Genomic DNA, 16104 nt, shown 5'->3' with positions numbered 1-16104 from the left:
TCTTATGCGTCTTTTTCTGTGTTTCTATAATAGATTTTGTCTTCCAACCATTCCATAACCGCCAATGCATGTGGTTTTGGCAATTTTTCGTAGAACTTGGAAACTTCTATCTGCTCCTTGTTTTCAAAGACTTCCTCTAAACTGTCACTGTACGTGGCAAACTCTTCCAGCTTTTCCAACAGTTCTTTCTTTATCTCTGAATTAATCTGAATTGCACGTTTTGAAGCGATCGAAATTGCCTCATAAATGTTATCGGTCTTGTCATCAAATTCGTTTCTATTGTGTGTAACTGTAGAAACAGGAGCTTTTGTATTTTTCAAATCTTGCATATGCTGCTTATTTAAACTATTTATTTGGAATTGGGATACTCGCCCAACTCCTTTTGGATTTTTTCGGATAGATTATCCGCTTTCTTTTTAAACTTTGTTTCTGGAAAATAGCGAATTAAGGTATTGTATGCGCCCTGAGCATCTTCCAAACGTTCTTTTTTTCTATTCTGTGTACTGTTAAGTGCTAAACTGGTAGCAGCTTCAATTCGATAATACAGTGCTTCCTCTCTGAAAACAGAACCAGGGTTGTCCGAAATAAAATTATCAAGAGCTGTAATTGCCGAAACTAGGATCGGGTAATTAAACTGTCCCAATTTGTTGAATTGTTTTGCTATTTCTATTTGCTTCTTTTCCTTCTTTGTTGTCAACTCCTTAGCCATGGTGTTGGCCTGTTCAAAATACTCCGATTCTGGGTAAGTATTGATGAATGTCTGCAATTTTGCCAACGCCTTATCCGTATCTGTTTGATCTAAAGAATATAAAGGCGAAAGTTCATAATAACTCTGTGCCCCTAAAAAGGACGCTTCTTGGATCTTGTCGCTCTTTGGGTAAGATTTAATAAAACGCTCAAACTGATATCCTGAAAGGTAATAGTCTTTGGTCTTAAAATATGTATTTGCAAAAAAGAACATTACTCGTTCTCCTTGTGGCTTACCCACATATTTTGGAGCTATTTGCTCATACAACCTTTTTGACCTTTTATAATCTTCCGCATCATAGTATTTCTGAGCCAAATCATATTTGGCCTTTACATCTTCATTTTTAAGCACCTTTTGGTACTCACTACATGAAGAAAGAAAAATTGCTACAAAGAGAATAGGGAGAATCGACTTCATTTTCAAAAACATTTTGCAAAATTAGTGATAATCAACGGATTTAAAAAATACATTTAAACTCTAAAAATAACAGCAGTAAAGACCATTCGCTAAGGTTTTAGCGAACATTTAACGAACTTCAAGCATGAACCTTGTCCAATGATTTCAAAAAGCTGTGTATTCTGCTTTTCAAATGTGGGGTGGCTTCTACCAAAGGTAGCCTAACATATGCCTTGCAAAGTCCCATAGATTCAAAAATGCTTTTTATTCCTGCCGGGTTTCCTTCTTCAAAAATCATCTCCATAAATGGTAAAAGGGTATGATGGATCTCATAGGCATCATCAGAATTGCCTTGTCTTCCAAGTTGTATCATTTCAGAAAACATATTGGGCAATCCCTGGCCTAAAACTGAGATAACCCCTGCTCCACCTGCCAAGACTGTGGGAAGTGCGTTAAAGTCATCACCAGAAATAACAAGAAAATCCATAGGCTTTCCTTTAATAATCCGGTCAATTTGTATTTTGTCACCAGATGCTTCTTTAATAGCAACGATATTGGGCACATTGGCCAAACGCAATGTAGTCTCTGGCTGCATATTGCTTCCAGTTCTAGAAGGAACATTATAAAGGATTATCGGTTTTGGTGATACCTCGGCAATGGCTTCAAAATGCCTGTAAATGCCTTCTTGGGTTGGCTTGTTGTAATATGGTGAAACAGATAGCACAGCATCAAACTCCGATAAATCAAAGGTATTAAGGTCTTCAATAACAGCAGCAGTGTTATTCCCCCCAATTCCTAAAACCAAGGGTAATCTACCTGCATTTGTTCTAACAACAGTATCGATAACCAGTTGCTTGTCGGTCTTGGAAAGTGTAACTGATTCTCCTGTTGTGCCAAGAGCTACCAAATAATCAATACCACCTTTAATGCAATGCTCAACAATTTGTTGAAGTGCATTTACATCAATAGACAAATCTTCATTAAACGGAGTTACTAAAGCAACTCCCGTACCCATTAACTGTTCCATTACAATTCTTTTAATACTTTCAAATACTTTTTCAGTTCGCCCTTAAAAACTTTAAAGTCTTTATAAGGAGTATTTAAAATTAAATCGTTGATTTTTGGATCCAAGGTTCCAAAGCCTACTTTGAGTCTTGCAGGGGTTTTAACGGATAGAAGCTTCATCATCAAATTGTCTTCTTCGTAATAATTGATCAACAGATCATACTCCCTACCTAAAAACTCCAACACGTAGCCATTTTCAATTACACCCTTCCAGCCTAAATCTTTGTCAGAAAAAATTTGGATAGCGTAAGGGGAATTTTTGTCGTATTCTCTTTTGTAACCAATAATCTTAATAGCATTTGGTCTAAGAGAAAACTCATCAATAAGTTCATAAAATGCCTCCGCATTTTTAAAGTTATCTACATCAACAATACAACCTATACTACTTATCCCCTTCTCCCTATTAACGGCCATAGGAGGTTTTTCCATTTCCTCCTGTAAAAATTTAAGACCCGATTTAACTTTAAATTTATCTTGGAGCCCTTTTAAAAACATATTTTTTATGCATTTTTACAAAGGTAATTATTCTACCAAGATTACTTAACAAAGATAACTACGTGAATTATTTAAAATTAAAACAAATTGTTGTATTTATAACTTTTTGTTTTTTACTGTCGTGCAACCAGCAAAAGGGACCGCTCTCAAAAGTTACCGGAAGGCAAATAAAAATTGATACTTCGTTAAATGCCGTGGATTCTATAGAGACCTTTGTAGCTCCTTTTAAGAATAGGATAAATGAAGTTTTGGACAGCACATTGGCCTATGCACCTAAATCCCTTCTTTTGGATGATGGAAATCGTAATACTGCTATGGGGAATTTAATGGCTGATATCGTTTTTCAAGAAACCTATCCAATTTTTAAATCTAAAATGGGTGAAGAACTAGATTTTGTGGTTCTAAACAGGGGTGGAATTCGCTCAATTATTTCTAAAGGTCATGTGACCGCGAGAAACGCGTATCAAGTAATGCCTTTTGAAAACTATATTTCTGTAGTCGAGCTTAGTGGCACCGCCGTTAGAAAGCTTATCACTTTTCTCTCGACATCTGAACGCCCACATCCAATTTCTGGAATGCAGATTGTATTGAACAAAAGAGGAGCACTGGAATCTGTCAGTATACAAGGTAGTCCCTTTGATGAAAACAGAAATTACTACGTTGCCACATCTGATTATTTAGTGCAAGGAGGACCCAGTATCGGTTTCTTTGACAACATAATTTCTACAACAGATACAGGTTACCTTTTACGAAATGCCATTATTGACCATTTTAAAAAAGTAGATAGTATAAAAGCAGAAGTGGACGATAGATTTATTCAACTTGATTAAATGAAAAGAAGAGATTTTTTAACAAACACAGCAGCCACTTCAGCTTTAATAGGTCTTGGAGGACTTGGTTTAAATTCGTGTTCCGGTTTTAACAGCAGACACATTACAATCTTGCACACCAATGATGTGCATAGCCATATTGACCCTTTTCCTAGCTCGCATTCCGCTTATGCCAATTTGGGAGGAGTAGCCAGAAGAGCTACTCTCGTAGATAATATCAGAAACGAAAATCCAAATACTTTGCTCTTTGATGCAGGGGATATTTTTCAAGGCACTCCTTATTTCAACTTCTATGGTGGTGAGTTGGAATTTAGATTAATGAGCAAACTTAATTATGATGCTGCAACTATAGGCAATCATGACTTTGATAATGGCGTTGATGGGTTGTTAGCGCAGGTTCCACATGCCAAATTTGAGTTATTGTCTGCTAATTATGACTTTACCAATACGGTAATGGAAGGCTTTGTTAAACCCTACAAGATTTACATGATAGATGAAATTAAAATTGGCGTATACGGCATTGGGATTGCATTAGACGGTTTGGTTACAAAAAGACTCTATAAAGAGACCAAATATCTAAATCCGTTTGAAATAGCTTTGGACATGGAACGTAAACTTAAAGAAGAGGAGAGTTGTGACCTTATTGTTTGTCTTTCCCATCTAGGGTATGATTACGACCGCCCCGAAAGACCTTCAGACACCCAACTTGCTCAAAGCACTTATTACACAAACTTGATTATTGGAGGCCATACACATACCTTTTTGGACAAACCAGACGTTCGCATTAATAAAAATGGAGATTCTGTATTGGTGAACCAGGTTGGAGCATTTGGCATCAACCTTGGCAGGATAGATTTTTATTTTGATGGACAGAAAAATACTTCTGCAAATGGAGTGAGTATTTCGGTGTAAAACCTCACGGGCAGGTTTATGGTATCTTTTTAACACTCTTTTGGATTTTTGGCACAATTCACGCTTTAAATCCAATCATTTACACAATACTTATTACCTCCTTTACATCTCCATAAGTTTTAATATAGGAAATTTCCTATATTGAAGAGTGTCCTTTTCTATGTCTAACTAGTAAAATCAAAAAATCATGTCACAATTAGATCCCACCTTTTTTAATACCAACGGATCCAGAAAGTTTACATATGCAGGATTTCCAGATGCCAAAATTCTTGAAAGCGAAACTTCATCAAAATGGGTGCAACATCTTCTTTTTGGAGATTACATCGCCATTTTAGATACTGAAGTGGTCAATGATCGCGTGCTGGTACGCTCCAGAAACAGAACGGGTTGGATTTCTATTGAAAACATACAAAAACAAAGAATTCTTGAGGTCAATTTTGTGGACATAGGGCAAGGTGATGGCTGCCATATGGTCACACCAGATGACAAACATTATTTAATCGATGCAGGTAAAGGAGACAATATGTACCGTTATCTCTATTGGCGGTTTAATTTGGATAAGAATACTAGTTTGCCAATGAAGTTTAAGGCCATAGTCAGCCACCCAGATAATGATCACTATTTAGGTTTTGCCGATATTTTTGAAGAACCTGCCATTAAGTTCGACAAAATCTATCATAGCGGGATTGTACATCGTCCGGTGGACAATACCAAAGGTTGGAATACCCAGTTGGGTAAAGTTGACGAGCTTTCAGATGGTGAAAAATATTTACTATCATTAGAACTGACTGATACGGCAATGAAGTCAATCCTCAATGACCCACAAAATTCTTCAGGCACTGGGTCTCAATACCCAGAAACCATGGCTCTATCCCTATCGCAACAACCTCAACCAACTTTTGAAGCATTGAATAACGGTACAGGTTTTTTACTAGGAAATGGTGGCGACAACGAACTTTCATTAAAAGTTATTGCTCCAATTATTACACAAAAAGATGGAAAACAAGCACTGCCCTTCCTTAAAGACAACGGGAAAACAAAAAACGGCCATTCTGTTTTGCTAATGTTGAAACACAAACATTTACGGGTCATGCTTGGTGGAGACATCAATGAGGAGGCCGGGGAATACATCAACCATAAACTTGGCGCTAACGCCAAGGCAGATTTACAAGCAGATATTGCGAAAGCCTGTCACCACGGCAGTCACTTGTTTAGTTATGAATTTCTGGAAAACATAAATGCCTTAGGTACAGTTATTTCAAGCGGAGATAATGAGAATTACAGTCATCCCAGGCCAGATACATTAGGCGCAATAGGAAAAACTGGATATAGCAAAAAACCTTTAATTTTTAGCACCGAACTGGCACGTTCCAACAAAGATTTTTCTTCAGCAACCATCCCAGAACTTGTAAAAAAGTACCAAAAATGGGAAGAAGCCAGAACAGAGTATGAAGATTTTAAAGCCAATCTTGTGGATACACCGGCAAATCAACTAGTCCTTGAAGGTCTCAAAGAAGAAATGGTTAAGAAATACAAAGAAATCAACTCCTATCTTACCCGCTATGGCATGATCAGCTTACGCAGCGACGGGGAACAGATGATTGTGGCCCAAAAACTGGAAAAAGATGGTCGTGGTGGTAAATATGATATCTATAAGTTTGCCTTTGATGCACAAGAACAGCGGTTTGTGAGAAAGTAATTTTTTATATTGCGATAATCTAGATAACTAGGCCCATTTGTGATTATAGCTGAACAGAAATGCAAAAAACAAAATTGCTTCTAGTCATATGCTGTGTTTTTTCAATAAGCATCAGCGCTCAATCTTATGATGAAAAGTATATGGAAAAAGTGCAGTCATTGGACAGCACAATTACAAATCTTTATCAGGTGATTTCTGGTGAGAAAGGCCAGGAACGAGACTGGGAACTCTTTAAGTATTTATTCCATACCGATGCAAAACTAATCCCCACAGGTAAAAACAAAGAAGGTCTTTATGGAGCTCGTTTTATGACCTTGGAGGATTATATAGGCAAGTCAGGAAAATGGTTTCTGGAAAATGGTTTTTTTGAAAAGGAAATTCATAGAACCGTAGATACTTTTGGAAACATTACGCAAGTATTTAGCACCTATGCAGCTTTTAAAAGCGAAACTGATGAAGTTCCTTTTATGAGAGGCATAAATAGCATACAACTATTAAATGATGGTGAAAGGTGGTGGGTAATCAATATTTATTGGACTCAAGAATCTGAAGACAACCCTATTCCAAAGGAATATTTAGGAGAAAATTGACCTATTAGCATTTTATATTTTCAAAACATGTGCCACCAAATCGTTTAACTCCTTTTCAAAATTGGTATGGGGAAAAGGTTTTCCCGCTTTCCTGTACCAATAACCCGCATTCCATTCATCTCCTTCAACCCTATGTAAATATGCATGGATCCGGCTCCCCATTTTGGTATGTAAATCTTGTGCAATGTTATGAGAAGCATCCCAATCTCCTTTGGCTGCCCACCACAGGGATTGCAACGCCAAAGGCCAACTATCCTGCGGTTTTTCACCAACTAAAGTCTCTCTAAATTCTTTATATGTTTTTAGTGATATCATCTTTGTTTTTACAAATCCATAACTAAAGATGTTTACAAAATTATGCATGTTATATCCAATTTGTTCCCATGAAATCAATTATTGTCCATTTCCTTGATTAAATTAGACTGTAGCAAAAGTATATTTAAGGTAATATCTAGATAAACCAATAATGCGCTTGAACCGTCTTTTCATTTTTTTGTTTTATATCATCTCAATTGTCCCCGTTGCAAGTCAAAATACGTTTGACATTAAATTTCCCAGCACGGAAGCAGAACGAAACATCAGTTGTCAGCGCTGTCTGCAGATTTTTTCTCAGAAACCAAAAGAAGTTGGTTTTTCTATCCAAATGGACAAATCCAATACACTTTACTTTGAGATCAATGATAGGGAGTTTTTTAATGCACTTTTTAAAAATGCCGGCGATGGCATTGCGGTGGATGTTGTCGCCAAAAATCGCTATTCCTGCTCTGAATTGATGCCAGAACCCCAGCAAATAAGGGGAACAATTTTAAAACCGGTTTATGCCCCAGCACTTAGAAAAACCTTGAAAAGCACAACCGAAAATAGATATCGTGTTAGAATTGGCAAGTTGCCGCTTTCATTTCATAAAAAAGAGATTGAATTCAACATATTGTTCCTAAGCAATAGAACACTATGCAGATACAACCGTATCTTTAATTTAGAGTCCTACCAATGGGATTTATTGGATATGGGCATGTACTTGGATTCCTTGACGTATAAAACCAAACTCAGTTCCAAAGCCGAGGGGGAACAGTATTCTTTAAAGCAAAAGACGCTCATCTTTACCATTCCTTTTGAAAAAAATAAAGCCAGTTATTCTCAGGAAGAGATAAAACCTCTTTATGATTCATTAAGGCTTACAGATTTCAATATCAAGAAAATAGATATTAAGGCATATGCTTCAGTAGAAGGCAATGCCGAACGCAATCTAAAGTTACAACAAGATCGCGCATCGAGCATCGTGCAAGCTATGCAGGCATTTCAAGAACCCACTATAGAGACAAGGGTCACAACCTCGGAAAACTGGGTTGAGTTCTTAAATGATATTACAGATACCCCTTACGCCTCTTTTAAAAACTTAAGCAAGCAAGAAGTAAAGGAGAAGCTCGTAGGCAATACATCTCAGGAATTGGAGAAGTATTTGCGCAATCATCGTAAAGCAGTTATTAGGTTAGACCTTGAACGCATAGATCAATATAAAGACATGAAAACCGACGTCATTATTGATCTATTCAATCAAGCAATAGGCAATGATGATATTGATCAAGCGAAGATTCTTCAGAATTCTATTTTTGAGCGACTTAAGGCAAAGGAAGCAGATCCCGACCTGCTATCATCTATGGAAATACCCCGTCAGTTAAAATACGCTCCTTTTTTTAACAAAAACTCCGCTTTCCGCTATTTAAAAGATGAACGGAACCTTCTTATTGCATACAAAGAACTCCAGGCACTGGAAAGACTGGCTCCAAAAGACAAAAGAATAAAATACAATATCGCCGCTCTTAAAATGCGGATTTGGCGCCATAATGTTGAGCCTGTTCAACAGGAAGATTTTAAAGCGGAAATTCTGAGGTTAGCAAAGTATGGCATTCAACAAAAACTTATTAATAGGATGCTGGTAAACTACCATATAATTAAAAGTGAGCTTTTTATGCGCCAGCGGGATTATGTTAACAAGGACAAATCTGTCCGTTTCATTGTAAAAAACTACAAAAACATTCCTATGCAGGATTTTGATTACTTAAGCCTTGCCCAGTTTTTGACCTATTATGCGGATTTAGAAAGTGCAGAACATCTTTTGCAACCTAAAATGAAAACTGTTGATGTAAATGAAAACCTTCTTTTTTATTATTTGAACCTTACTTTAATAAATGAAGATATTATTCAAAACCCAGAATATCGGACCATTATGCTCAATGCAATCAACCTCAACAAAGAAAGATTCTGCAGACTGTTCAATGAATCACATAAAGGTGGTGTAACTTTTCAGTTGCTGGAAGACTACTATCTGTACAACACCTATTGCGAAAATTGTGAGAACTAAAGCATTGCTAAAAAATCCTGTTCAGAGATGATAGGAACCCCAAGGCCTTCGGCCTTGGTCTTCTTGCTGGGTCCCATATTGGCTCCGGCAACCAAATAGGTGGTTTTGGAAGAAATAGATGAGGCCACTTTACCCCCATTGTCTTCTATGAGCTTTTTAAGTTCGGTTCTTCCCAAGGATTCAAAAACCCCTGAAACCACAAAGGTCTGTCCTTTTAATTTTTCAGATTGGTTTTCCAATTGCTCTTCAGATAATGAAAATTGCAATCCATAGGATTTCAGTCGTTCCACGATTTCAATATTGGCAGGTTCTTCAAAAAACTGCTTTACGCTTTCTGCAATTCTTTCACCTATCTCATCTACCGCTACTAACTCTTCCTCGGTAGCATCAATTAAAGCATCAATGTTCTTATAAGCCTTCGCCAACTTTTTAGCCACTGTCTCGCCTACGTAACGGATTCCCAAACCAAATAATACCCGTTCAAAAGGTATTGTTACCGAGGCAGCTACACCATTGACCAAATTCTCTGCGGATTTTTCCGCCATTCGTTCCAAAGGCATTACTTGTTCTTTGGTCAATACGTACAAATCCGCATAATTGGCTATCAATCCTTCTTTAAAAAGTAATTCCACAGTTTCCCCACCCAAACCTTCAATATCCATAGCTTTTCTAGAAATAAAGTGTTGAATACGTCCTGTTATCTGGGTTGGACAACCGGTGTAATTTGGACAAAAATGCTGTGCTTCTCCTTCTTTACGTATCAGTTCCGTATTACATTCGGGACAATACTGAATATATTTTGTTGGAATAGATTTCGATGAACGCTTGGTAAAGTCCACCGCAATAATCTTTGGAATGATCTCTCCTCCTTTCTCCACAAAAACAGTATCTCCTTCTCTTATATCCAATTTTTCTATCTGATCTGCATTGTGCAATGAAGCCCTCTTTACTGTGGTGCCGGCAAGTAAAACCGGCTCTAGATTTGCTACTGGGGTAATAGCACCCGTTCGACCTACTTGATATGTGATTTCATTCAATATTGTTGAAACCTGCTCCGCTTTAAATTTATAGGCCATTGCCCAACGTGGAGCCTTTGCCGTATAACCCAATTCCTCCTGGTGACGTAAATTGTTTACTTTGATAACCACGCCATCGGTTTCATAAGGTAAATCATGGCGGTGAACATCCCAATGATCAACAAACTGCATTACTTCATCTGTGGTCTTGCACAATTTTGCAACTGAAGGCACCTTAAAACCCCATGCACGGGCTTTTTCCAGTACCTCGAACTGGGAGGTAATGTTTAAATTTTTGCCCGTAATGCTATATAACAGACATTCCAATGGACGTTGGGCCACCAAACCACTGTCCTGTAATTTTAAGCTACCCGATGCTGTATTTCTTGGGTTCATGTATGCTTCTTCACCATTGGCAAGACGTTCTTGGTTCATTTTGGCAAAGCCTTCCAGAGTTAAAATAATTTCACCACGAATATCAAACTTAGGCGGATAATCTCCTGTCAATTGCAACGGGACAGATTTTATCGTCTTAATGTTTGTGGTTACATTATCTCCTTGGAAACCATCACCCCTGGTTACTGCTTTAACCAATTTCCCTTCTTCGTATGTTAGACTAATGGAAGCTCCATCATACTTAAGTTCACAGGTAAATTCCACTTCAACATCACCCAAAATCCGTTGAATGCGCTTTTCCCAATCTTCCAAATCTTCTTTTGAATAAGAATTATCCAACGAATACATGCGGTGTTCATGCTTTATGGTTTCAAAATTTTTAGTGATCGCTCCCCCAACCCTTAAGGTGGGCGAAGTAGCATCATAAAACTCTGGGTGCGCTTCTTCTAATTCCTGAAGTTTCTTTAGTTTTACATCAAACTCATAATCAGAAATAGTAGGTTTATCCAGCACATAATAGCTATGGTTATGAACCCGTAGTTCTTCCCTAAGAGATTCTATATCTTGTTGAACATTCATAATTTTATTCCTTTAAGCATCCTGTCATTTCCAAAGAAATCTTTCCGAAGTTCAATTTCTGAAAAATTACCCGCTTCTAAAAGTGCCTTGGTCTCCTTTCCCAAATATTGATTGATTTCCATGTACAAACTGCCTTTTTTTGAAAAATGTCTTTCTGCAAAAGCAATAATGGCCTTATAAAACAGCAAGGCATCTTCATCCGGCACAAAGAGGGCTATGGTTGGTTCATATGCTTTTACATTATCCTTTATTTCCTGCTTCTCTAACTCCCTTACATATGGCGGATTAGAAACAATAACATCAAACTCAAGTTCAATCTCTTTTGGATTTAAAACATCCATCTGAATATACTCAATACAAACATTGTTCGATTGGGTATTTTCTTTTGCAACTTCCAATGCTTCTGTTGAGACATCTATCGCATACACTTTAGCGTTGGAAATGTTTTTGGCCAAAGCAATGGCGATACATCCACTACCCGTGCCAATGTCCAGGATTTTGAGTTCTCTGCTACGCTCGAGTTGACAATCTGTAATTATCCATTCCACCAATTCCTCCGTTTCAGGTCTTGGGATCAGCACATGCTCATTCACTTTTAATTCTAAATCCATGAAATGTGCTGTACCCGTAATGTACTGGATGGGCTTTTCTAACTTCAACGCAGCCAATGCTTCAAAAAGTGGTTGTTCTTCCTCTTTGGCAACTACAAGGTTAGGTTGCAGTACCAGCACAAATCTATCAAGCTTCAAATAATGTTCTATGAATATATAAAAGAAGCTATCAACCTCTTCTTTCGGATAAATATCATCTAATTCTTTATGGAAAATGGTCTTTATTTCTTTTAGGAGCACATTATAGTTTTTTAAGCATCCAAACTGGGCATGAGTAATGGCCTGTGTCGCCCATTGGGGAATCTATATATTCAAAACCATTGTTTTTATATAGTTTTTGTGCAGCTTTCATATAAGGCATGGTTTCTAAATAGCATTGATCAAAACCATATGATTTGGCTCTTTCTAAACATACCTTGATCATTTTAGCACCTAATCCCCTGCCTCTGGCTTCTTTCAATAAATACATTTTTTGCAATTCGCACACATTGCCCTCGTAATTATCCAATTGCGCAATTCCCGCACAACCTATAATTTGCCCGTTGTCTTCAATAACAAAATAAGTTGCCTTGGGACTATTGTAATTTCCATGCATATCATCCAACGCTTTATCGGCATAAGCTGTTCCTATTTTTGGAACGCCCATTTCCAACAAAACTTTACGCACCACCTGTGCTACCTGAGCATTGTCATTTGGAGTAATTTCTCTAATTATGGCTTCACCCATATTGTGTTTTATTGTTCTATTTTTGCGATGTGAATATACATGAAAAATACATGTTACGGTGCATTCAGTTGGGCAAAAAAGGGATTGGAACCACAGCGCCAAATCCCATGGTAGGCTGTGTCATTGTTCACAAAGACCAAATTATCGGTGAAGGCTTTACCAGCCCATATGGCGGCAACCATGCAGAGGTAAACGCAATTAAATCTGTAAAAGACAATACGCTCCTTTCTAAGGCCACACTTTATGTAAGTTTGGAACCTTGTTCCCATTTTGGTAAAACCCCTCCGTGCACAGATCTTATTATTGAACACAAGATTCCTGAAGTCTATATAGGGCTTCAAGACCCACATGATAAAGTTGCGGGAAAAGGAATTGAAAAACTGAAAGCATCTGGTTGCAATGTAACTATTGGTATTCTAGAAAAAGATTGCAGGGCTCACCATAAACGGTTTTTATGTTTTCAAGAGAAGAAGAGGCCTTATGTTGTTTTAAAATGGGCAGAGACACAAGATGGTTTTATAGCCCCGGATGCCAAAGTAAGGAAAAAGACACCGGAACCGGTATGGATCACCAATACGTACTCCAAACAACTGGTCCATAAATGGCGTAGTGAAGAACAGGCTATTTTGGTTGGCACAAACACTGTTTTAGAAGACAACCCAAAACTAACGGTAAGAAATTGGGAAGGAAAACATCCCATTCGCGTTGTAATAGATAAAGATTTGAAGATTCCTTCTGATTTTCATGTTTTGGACACTAGTGTAAAAACAATAGTATTTACTCAAATTACCGATCCATCCAACTATTTGAATGGTATTGATTATGAATTGATTGATTTCTCCATTCCCATTGGTAAACAGATTTTTTCAGCTCTTTATAAACATTCAATCATAAGCTTGCTAATTGAAGGTGGCTCAAAAACGCTTCAAACCTTTATTGATGAAGGTCTATGGGATGAAGCAAGAATTTTTAAAGGCCCGACCACCTTTAAAAATGGAATTTCAGCGCCAAAAATTTCAGGAAGACTTTTAGATACAAAACCCATTTTATCCGACTCGTTATCAATATTTGAAAATGATTAAAAACATTATTCTGGACTTTGGCGATATTTTCATTGATCTAGACAAATCTGCTACACCCAAAGCCATGGAAAAATTTGGTTTTAAAGACCTAACTCCAGCTTTGGACACTCTGTTCAAGGATTATGAAAAGGGCCTACTAAGTTCATCCAAATTCCTAGAAGAGGTCTCTGGCTATTTCCCAACAGCGGCTAAGGTAGATTTAGTGTCCGCATGGAACGCAATATTATTGGATTTTCCAGATAGAAGATTAGAATTTATTGAAGCATTGGCGCAAGAAAATCAGTACCGCCTTTTTCTTTTAAGCAATACCAATGAGATACATATTGAATATGTGAAACAGCAAATGGGAACCAAAAAGTTCAATAGGTTTAAGAATGCTTTTGAAGTATTTTATCTATCCTATGAAATGAGAATGCGAAAACCAGATATGGAAATCTTTGAGTTTGTTCTGGCTGAAAACAAACTAAACGCTTCGGAAACCATATTTGTGGATGATACTGCAGAAAATACAGAAGCAGCGGCCCTTCTTGGCATCAATACATGGAATCTTCAAGTGGGCAAGGAAGATATTACCCAATTAAAATCTTATTTATAATGTTGAACCTTGCACTTAGTGTTCTTTGCTCCAGTTTAATTTTTGTCATTTTTAAATTGTTCAGCACCTATAAAATTCAAACACTTTATGCTATCATTACCAACTACGTTGTTGCCTTTTTAGTAGGTCTTGTTTTGTATGACGGTGATGTGAACTTTAATGAAATTGTAAACAAGTCATGGTTTTTAGGCACACTGGCTCTTGGAGTTTTTTTTATCATAGTTTTCAATCTTATGGCCAGAGCATCTCAGGTTGCGGGTGTTGCCGTAGCTTCAGTGGCAACAAAGATGTCATTGGTTATGCCTGTGGTCTTCGGAGTTATGTTTTACAAGGAGGCCTTGTCCGTTTTTCAAATAATTGGAATTCTACTGGCTTTAGCTGCGGTTTATTTTGCTTCAATGAAAGAAAAATCAATTGTACTATCCAAGAAGGCCTTGTTACTTCCATTACTTGTTTTTTTAGGCTCGGGTATCATTGATATCTGCATGAAGTATTTTCAAGAAAATCATTTAGACCCTGAAGAAGTTGCTATTTTTTCATCTATGGTTTTTGGTTTTGCAGCACTTACTGGATTTGTTTTTATTGGTATAAAGGCTATGAAAAACCCTGCGAAAGTGAATTTTAGAAATATTGCAGGCGGTATTGTGCTCGGTGTCCCCAATTATTTCTCTATTTTCTTTCTTATTAGAGCACTTCAAAACAAAGGTTTTGATAGTGCAGCCATTTTTACACTAAACAATGTAGCCATTGTAATGCTCTCCACCCTTCTCGGAATAATTATCTTCAAGGAGAAACTAAGTTTAAAAAACTGTGGCGGCATAGTCTTGGCCATAGTTAGTATTATGCTAGTAGCCTTGTTCTAATGAAAGAAGAAGACATTTATAAGACTTTAGAAGAACCTTCTGCTGGAATTCTATTTAAGGATAGGAAAAGTAAATTTTTTGGCTATGCTTTCCCAATTTCTTCGGAAGAAGACGTTAAGCCAATCATAGAATCGTTGCGCAAGAAACACCATGCCGCCGGTCACGTATGCTTTGCATGGCAATTGGGAGAAAAGACACATACCTATAGGGCAAATGATGATGGTGAACCCAACAACTCAGCAGGAATGCCCATCTATGGGCAGATTCAATCTTTTGGAGTTACCAATGTTCTGGTTGCCGTTGCCAGAGTATTTGGAGGAACAAAACTTGGTGTGGGCGGACTTATTCAAGCTTACCGCTCCTCTGCCCAAATGGCATTAGAGCATGCGGTCATCATTGAAAAAACAATAGATTCAAATTTTCAATTGGATTTTGATTATTCAGAAATGGACAAGGTAATGCGCTCTATTAAGCAAAAAGGGATTGTCATTCTTTCGCAAAAAATGGACCTGAGATGTTCACTTCTTATTTCGGTAAGGAAGAGTCAAGAAGTTCAAACCAAGCAAATGTTCGATGAAATGCAAAACGTCATGGTTCAATCAAGAGATTAAAAATCCAATTTATCCAGAATGTAATCTGGACATTTTATAGGCCTATTGGTTTTCTTATCTATAAAAGCAAGGACAGTATTTGCTTCAGCCAGTAATTCCCTAGTTTCATTATAGATTTTATAGTCGAATTCAATCTTTACCAATGGAGCTTTTTTAATAATGGTTTCTACAGTAATCAAATCATCGTAAAGGGCAGATTTTTTATAGTCTATTTGTAGGGAAATTACAGGTAGTATGATTCCATTTTCCTCCATGCTCCTATAAGTTACTCCCAAAGCTCTTAACCACTCTACCCTGCCCATTTCTAGGTATTGTGCATAGTTGCCGTGGTACACAACACCCATTTGGTCGGTTTCTCCATAACGGACCCTAAAAGAAAATGAATTTAATCTCATATATTAACTGAAAAATTATATATTTAGAGGCTTGGTTAACAATAAGGAAACATGCGAAAAAAAAACAGAATATTCAACCACTAAATCATTTTTTTTTTCAAAGATTTGTTCACATATTTGTCGCATCCAATA

The 16104-nt window shown here is 37.3% G+C and carries 18 protein-coding genes; 9 read left to right on the top strand and 9 right to left on the bottom strand.

Going from position 1 to position 16104, the window contains the following annotated elements:
* Positions 1 to 2: 2 nt before the first annotated feature.
* From DKG77_RS10285 to DKG77_RS10270, 4 genes are all read right to left on the bottom strand, one after another.
* Complete coding sequence (locus tag DKG77_RS10285; protein ID WP_109662714.1) at positions 3 to 329, bottom strand: DNA-directed RNA polymerase subunit omega; 327 nt, start codon at positions 327 to 329, stop codon at positions 3 to 5.
* A gap of 20 nt (positions 330 to 349) precedes the next feature.
* Positions 350 to 1165 (bottom strand): outer membrane protein assembly factor BamD, encoded by an 816-nt coding sequence (locus DKG77_RS10280; protein WP_109663734.1) that lies wholly within the window; start codon positions 1163 to 1165, stop codon positions 350 to 352.
* A 118-nt stretch (positions 1166 to 1283) separates the two neighbouring features.
* Entirely contained in the window at positions 1284 to 2171 is an 888-nt protein-coding gene (dapA, locus tag DKG77_RS10275) for a 4-hydroxy-tetrahydrodipicolinate synthase (protein ID WP_109662713.1), read from the bottom strand.
* Positions 2171 to 2704: a DUF6913 domain-containing protein gene (locus DKG77_RS10270; RefSeq protein WP_109662711.1), complete on the bottom strand. Its 534-nt coding sequence runs from the start codon at positions 2702 to 2704 to the stop codon at positions 2171 to 2173. Before DKG77_RS10270 ends, dapA begins: the two co-directional genes overlap by 1 nt.
* Before the next feature lie 62 nt (positions 2705 to 2766).
* Here DKG77_RS10270 and DKG77_RS10265 point away from each other — a divergent pair, with 62 nt between their 5' ends.
* From DKG77_RS10265 to DKG77_RS10250, 4 genes are all read left to right on the top strand, one after another.
* Positions 2767 to 3534 carry a 5'-nucleotidase C-terminal domain-containing protein gene (locus DKG77_RS10265; protein ID WP_243414907.1) on the top strand — a complete coding sequence of 256 codons (768 nt, stop codon included), beginning with the start codon at positions 2767 to 2769 and terminating at the stop codon, positions 3532 to 3534.
* Positions 3535 to 4446 carry a metallophosphatase gene (locus DKG77_RS10260; protein WP_109662708.1) on the top strand — a complete coding sequence of 304 codons (912 nt, stop codon included), beginning with the start codon at positions 3535 to 3537 and terminating at the stop codon, positions 4444 to 4446. It begins immediately after the preceding gene.
* A gap of 187 nt (positions 4447 to 4633) precedes the next feature.
* Positions 4634 to 6145 (top strand): ComEC/Rec2 family competence protein, encoded by a 1512-nt coding sequence (locus DKG77_RS10255; RefSeq protein WP_109662707.1) that lies wholly within the window; start codon positions 4634 to 4636, stop codon positions 6143 to 6145.
* Positions 6146 to 6219: 74 nt separating this feature from the next.
* A complete protein-coding gene (locus tag DKG77_RS10250) occupies positions 6220 to 6735 on the top strand; it encodes a hypothetical protein (protein ID WP_243414906.1) in 516 nt (171 codons plus the stop codon).
* Positions 6736 to 6747: 12 nt separating this feature from the next.
* On the opposite strand, the gene DKG77_RS10245 is transcribed toward DKG77_RS10250, so the two are convergent.
* Positions 6748 to 7050 carry a hypothetical protein gene (locus DKG77_RS10245; RefSeq protein ID WP_109663732.1) on the bottom strand — a complete coding sequence of 101 codons (303 nt, stop codon included), beginning with the start codon at positions 7048 to 7050 and terminating at the stop codon, positions 6748 to 6750.
* 151 nt (positions 7051 to 7201) lie between these two features.
* Here DKG77_RS10245 and DKG77_RS10240 point away from each other — a divergent pair, with 151 nt between their 5' ends.
* Positions 7202 to 9097, top strand: coding sequence for a hypothetical protein (locus tag DKG77_RS10240; RefSeq protein WP_109662704.1), 1896 nt, complete (start codon positions 7202 to 7204; stop codon positions 9095 to 9097).
* On the opposite strand, the gene ligA is transcribed toward DKG77_RS10240, so the two are convergent.
* Genes ligA through DKG77_RS10225 form a run of 3 tightly spaced genes read right to left on the bottom strand, consistent with a single transcriptional unit; the run spans position 9094 to position 12426 of the window.
* Positions 9094 to 11088, bottom strand: a complete 1995-nt coding sequence (gene ligA / locus DKG77_RS10235) for an NAD-dependent DNA ligase LigA (protein WP_109662702.1) — start codon at positions 11086 to 11088, stop codon at positions 9094 to 9096. The two genes, DKG77_RS10240 and ligA, sit on opposite strands and share 4 nt — an antisense overlap.
* A complete protein-coding gene (prmC, locus tag DKG77_RS10230; RefSeq protein ID WP_109662701.1) occupies positions 11085 to 11939 on the bottom strand; it encodes a peptide chain release factor N(5)-glutamine methyltransferase in 855 nt (284 codons plus the stop codon). Before prmC ends, ligA begins: the two co-directional genes overlap by 4 nt.
* Before the next feature lies 1 nt (position 11940).
* Positions 11941 to 12426, bottom strand: a complete 486-nt coding sequence (locus DKG77_RS10225; protein ID WP_109662699.1) for a GNAT family N-acetyltransferase — start codon at positions 12424 to 12426, stop codon at positions 11941 to 11943.
* A 29-nt stretch (positions 12427 to 12455) separates the two neighbouring features.
* Between DKG77_RS10225 and ribD the strand changes: the two genes are divergently transcribed.
* Genes ribD through DKG77_RS10205 form a run of 4 tightly spaced genes read left to right on the top strand, consistent with a single transcriptional unit; the run spans position 12456 to position 15577 of the window.
* Complete coding sequence (gene ribD / locus DKG77_RS10220) at positions 12456 to 13508, top strand: bifunctional diaminohydroxyphosphoribosylaminopyrimidine deaminase/5-amino-6-(5-phosphoribosylamino)uracil reductase RibD (RefSeq protein ID WP_109662698.1); 1053 nt, start codon at positions 12456 to 12458, stop codon at positions 13506 to 13508.
* A complete protein-coding gene (locus DKG77_RS10215; protein ID WP_109662696.1) occupies positions 13501 to 14103 on the top strand; it encodes an HAD family hydrolase in 603 nt (200 codons plus the stop codon). The genes ribD and DKG77_RS10215 overlap by 8 nt, the downstream gene beginning before the upstream one ends.
* Positions 14103 to 14966 (top strand): EamA family transporter, encoded by an 864-nt coding sequence (locus DKG77_RS10210; protein WP_109662694.1) that lies wholly within the window; start codon positions 14103 to 14105, stop codon positions 14964 to 14966. The genes DKG77_RS10215 and DKG77_RS10210 overlap by 1 nt, the downstream gene beginning before the upstream one ends.
* Positions 14966 to 15577 (top strand): IMPACT family protein, encoded by a 612-nt coding sequence (locus DKG77_RS10205; RefSeq protein ID WP_109662692.1) that lies wholly within the window; start codon positions 14966 to 14968, stop codon positions 15575 to 15577. Before DKG77_RS10210 ends, DKG77_RS10205 begins: the two co-directional genes overlap by 1 nt.
* Here DKG77_RS10205 and DKG77_RS10200 read toward each other — a convergent pair.
* Positions 15574 to 15972 (bottom strand): acyl-CoA thioesterase, encoded by a 399-nt coding sequence (locus tag DKG77_RS10200; protein ID WP_109662690.1) that lies wholly within the window; start codon positions 15970 to 15972, stop codon positions 15574 to 15576. The genes DKG77_RS10205 and DKG77_RS10200 overlap by 4 nt on opposite strands.
* Positions 15973 to 16104: the final 132 nt, after the last annotated feature.

Origin of the sequence: Flagellimonas aquimarina (assembly GCF_003149745.1) — a bacterium.
GTDB lineage: Bacteria > Bacteroidota > Bacteroidia > Flavobacteriales > Flavobacteriaceae > Flagellimonas > Flagellimonas aquimarina.
This window is presented reverse-complemented; position numbering and strand designations above follow the sequence as displayed.

Excerpts from the sequence above, each read along its gene's own strand:
- DKG77_RS10285 (WP_109662714.1), bottom strand. The coding sequence starts at position 329 with ATGCAAGATTTGAAAAATACAAAAGCTCCTGTTTCTACAGTTACACAC.
- DKG77_RS10280 (WP_109663734.1), bottom strand. The coding sequence starts at position 1,165 with ATGAAGTCGATTCTCCCTATTCTCTTTGTAGCAATTTTTCTTTCTTCA.
- dapA (WP_109662713.1), bottom strand. The coding sequence starts at position 2,171 with ATGGAACAGTTAATGGGTACGGGAGTTGCTTTAGTAACTCCGTTTAAT.
- DKG77_RS10270 (WP_109662711.1), bottom strand. The coding sequence starts at position 2,704 with ATGTTTTTAAAAGGGCTCCAAGATAAATTTAAAGTTAAATCGGGTCTT.
- DKG77_RS10260 (WP_109662708.1), top strand. The coding sequence starts at position 3,535 with ATGAAAAGAAGAGATTTTTTAACAAACACAGCAGCCACTTCAGCTTTA.
- DKG77_RS10255 (WP_109662707.1), top strand. The coding sequence starts at position 4,634 with ATGTCACAATTAGATCCCACCTTTTTTAATACCAACGGATCCAGAAAG.
- DKG77_RS10245 (WP_109663732.1), bottom strand. The coding sequence starts at position 7,050 with ATGATATCACTAAAAACATATAAAGAATTTAGAGAGACTTTAGTTGGT.
- DKG77_RS10240 (WP_109662704.1), top strand. The coding sequence starts at position 7,202 with ATGCGCTTGAACCGTCTTTTCATTTTTTTGTTTTATATCATCTCAATT.
- ligA (WP_109662702.1), bottom strand. The coding sequence starts at position 11,088 with ATGAATGTTCAACAAGATATAGAATCTCTTAGGGAAGAACTACGGGTT.
- DKG77_RS10225 (WP_109662699.1), bottom strand. The coding sequence starts at position 12,426 with ATGGGTGAAGCCATAATTAGAGAAATTACTCCAAATGACAATGCTCAG.
- DKG77_RS10215 (WP_109662696.1), top strand. The coding sequence starts at position 13,501 with ATGATTAAAAACATTATTCTGGACTTTGGCGATATTTTCATTGATCTA.
- DKG77_RS10210 (WP_109662694.1), top strand. The coding sequence starts at position 14,103 with ATGTTGAACCTTGCACTTAGTGTTCTTTGCTCCAGTTTAATTTTTGTC.
- DKG77_RS10205 (WP_109662692.1), top strand. The coding sequence starts at position 14,966 with ATGAAAGAAGAAGACATTTATAAGACTTTAGAAGAACCTTCTGCTGGA.
- DKG77_RS10200 (WP_109662690.1), bottom strand. The coding sequence starts at position 15,972 with ATGAGATTAAATTCATTTTCTTTTAGGGTCCGTTATGGAGAAACCGAC.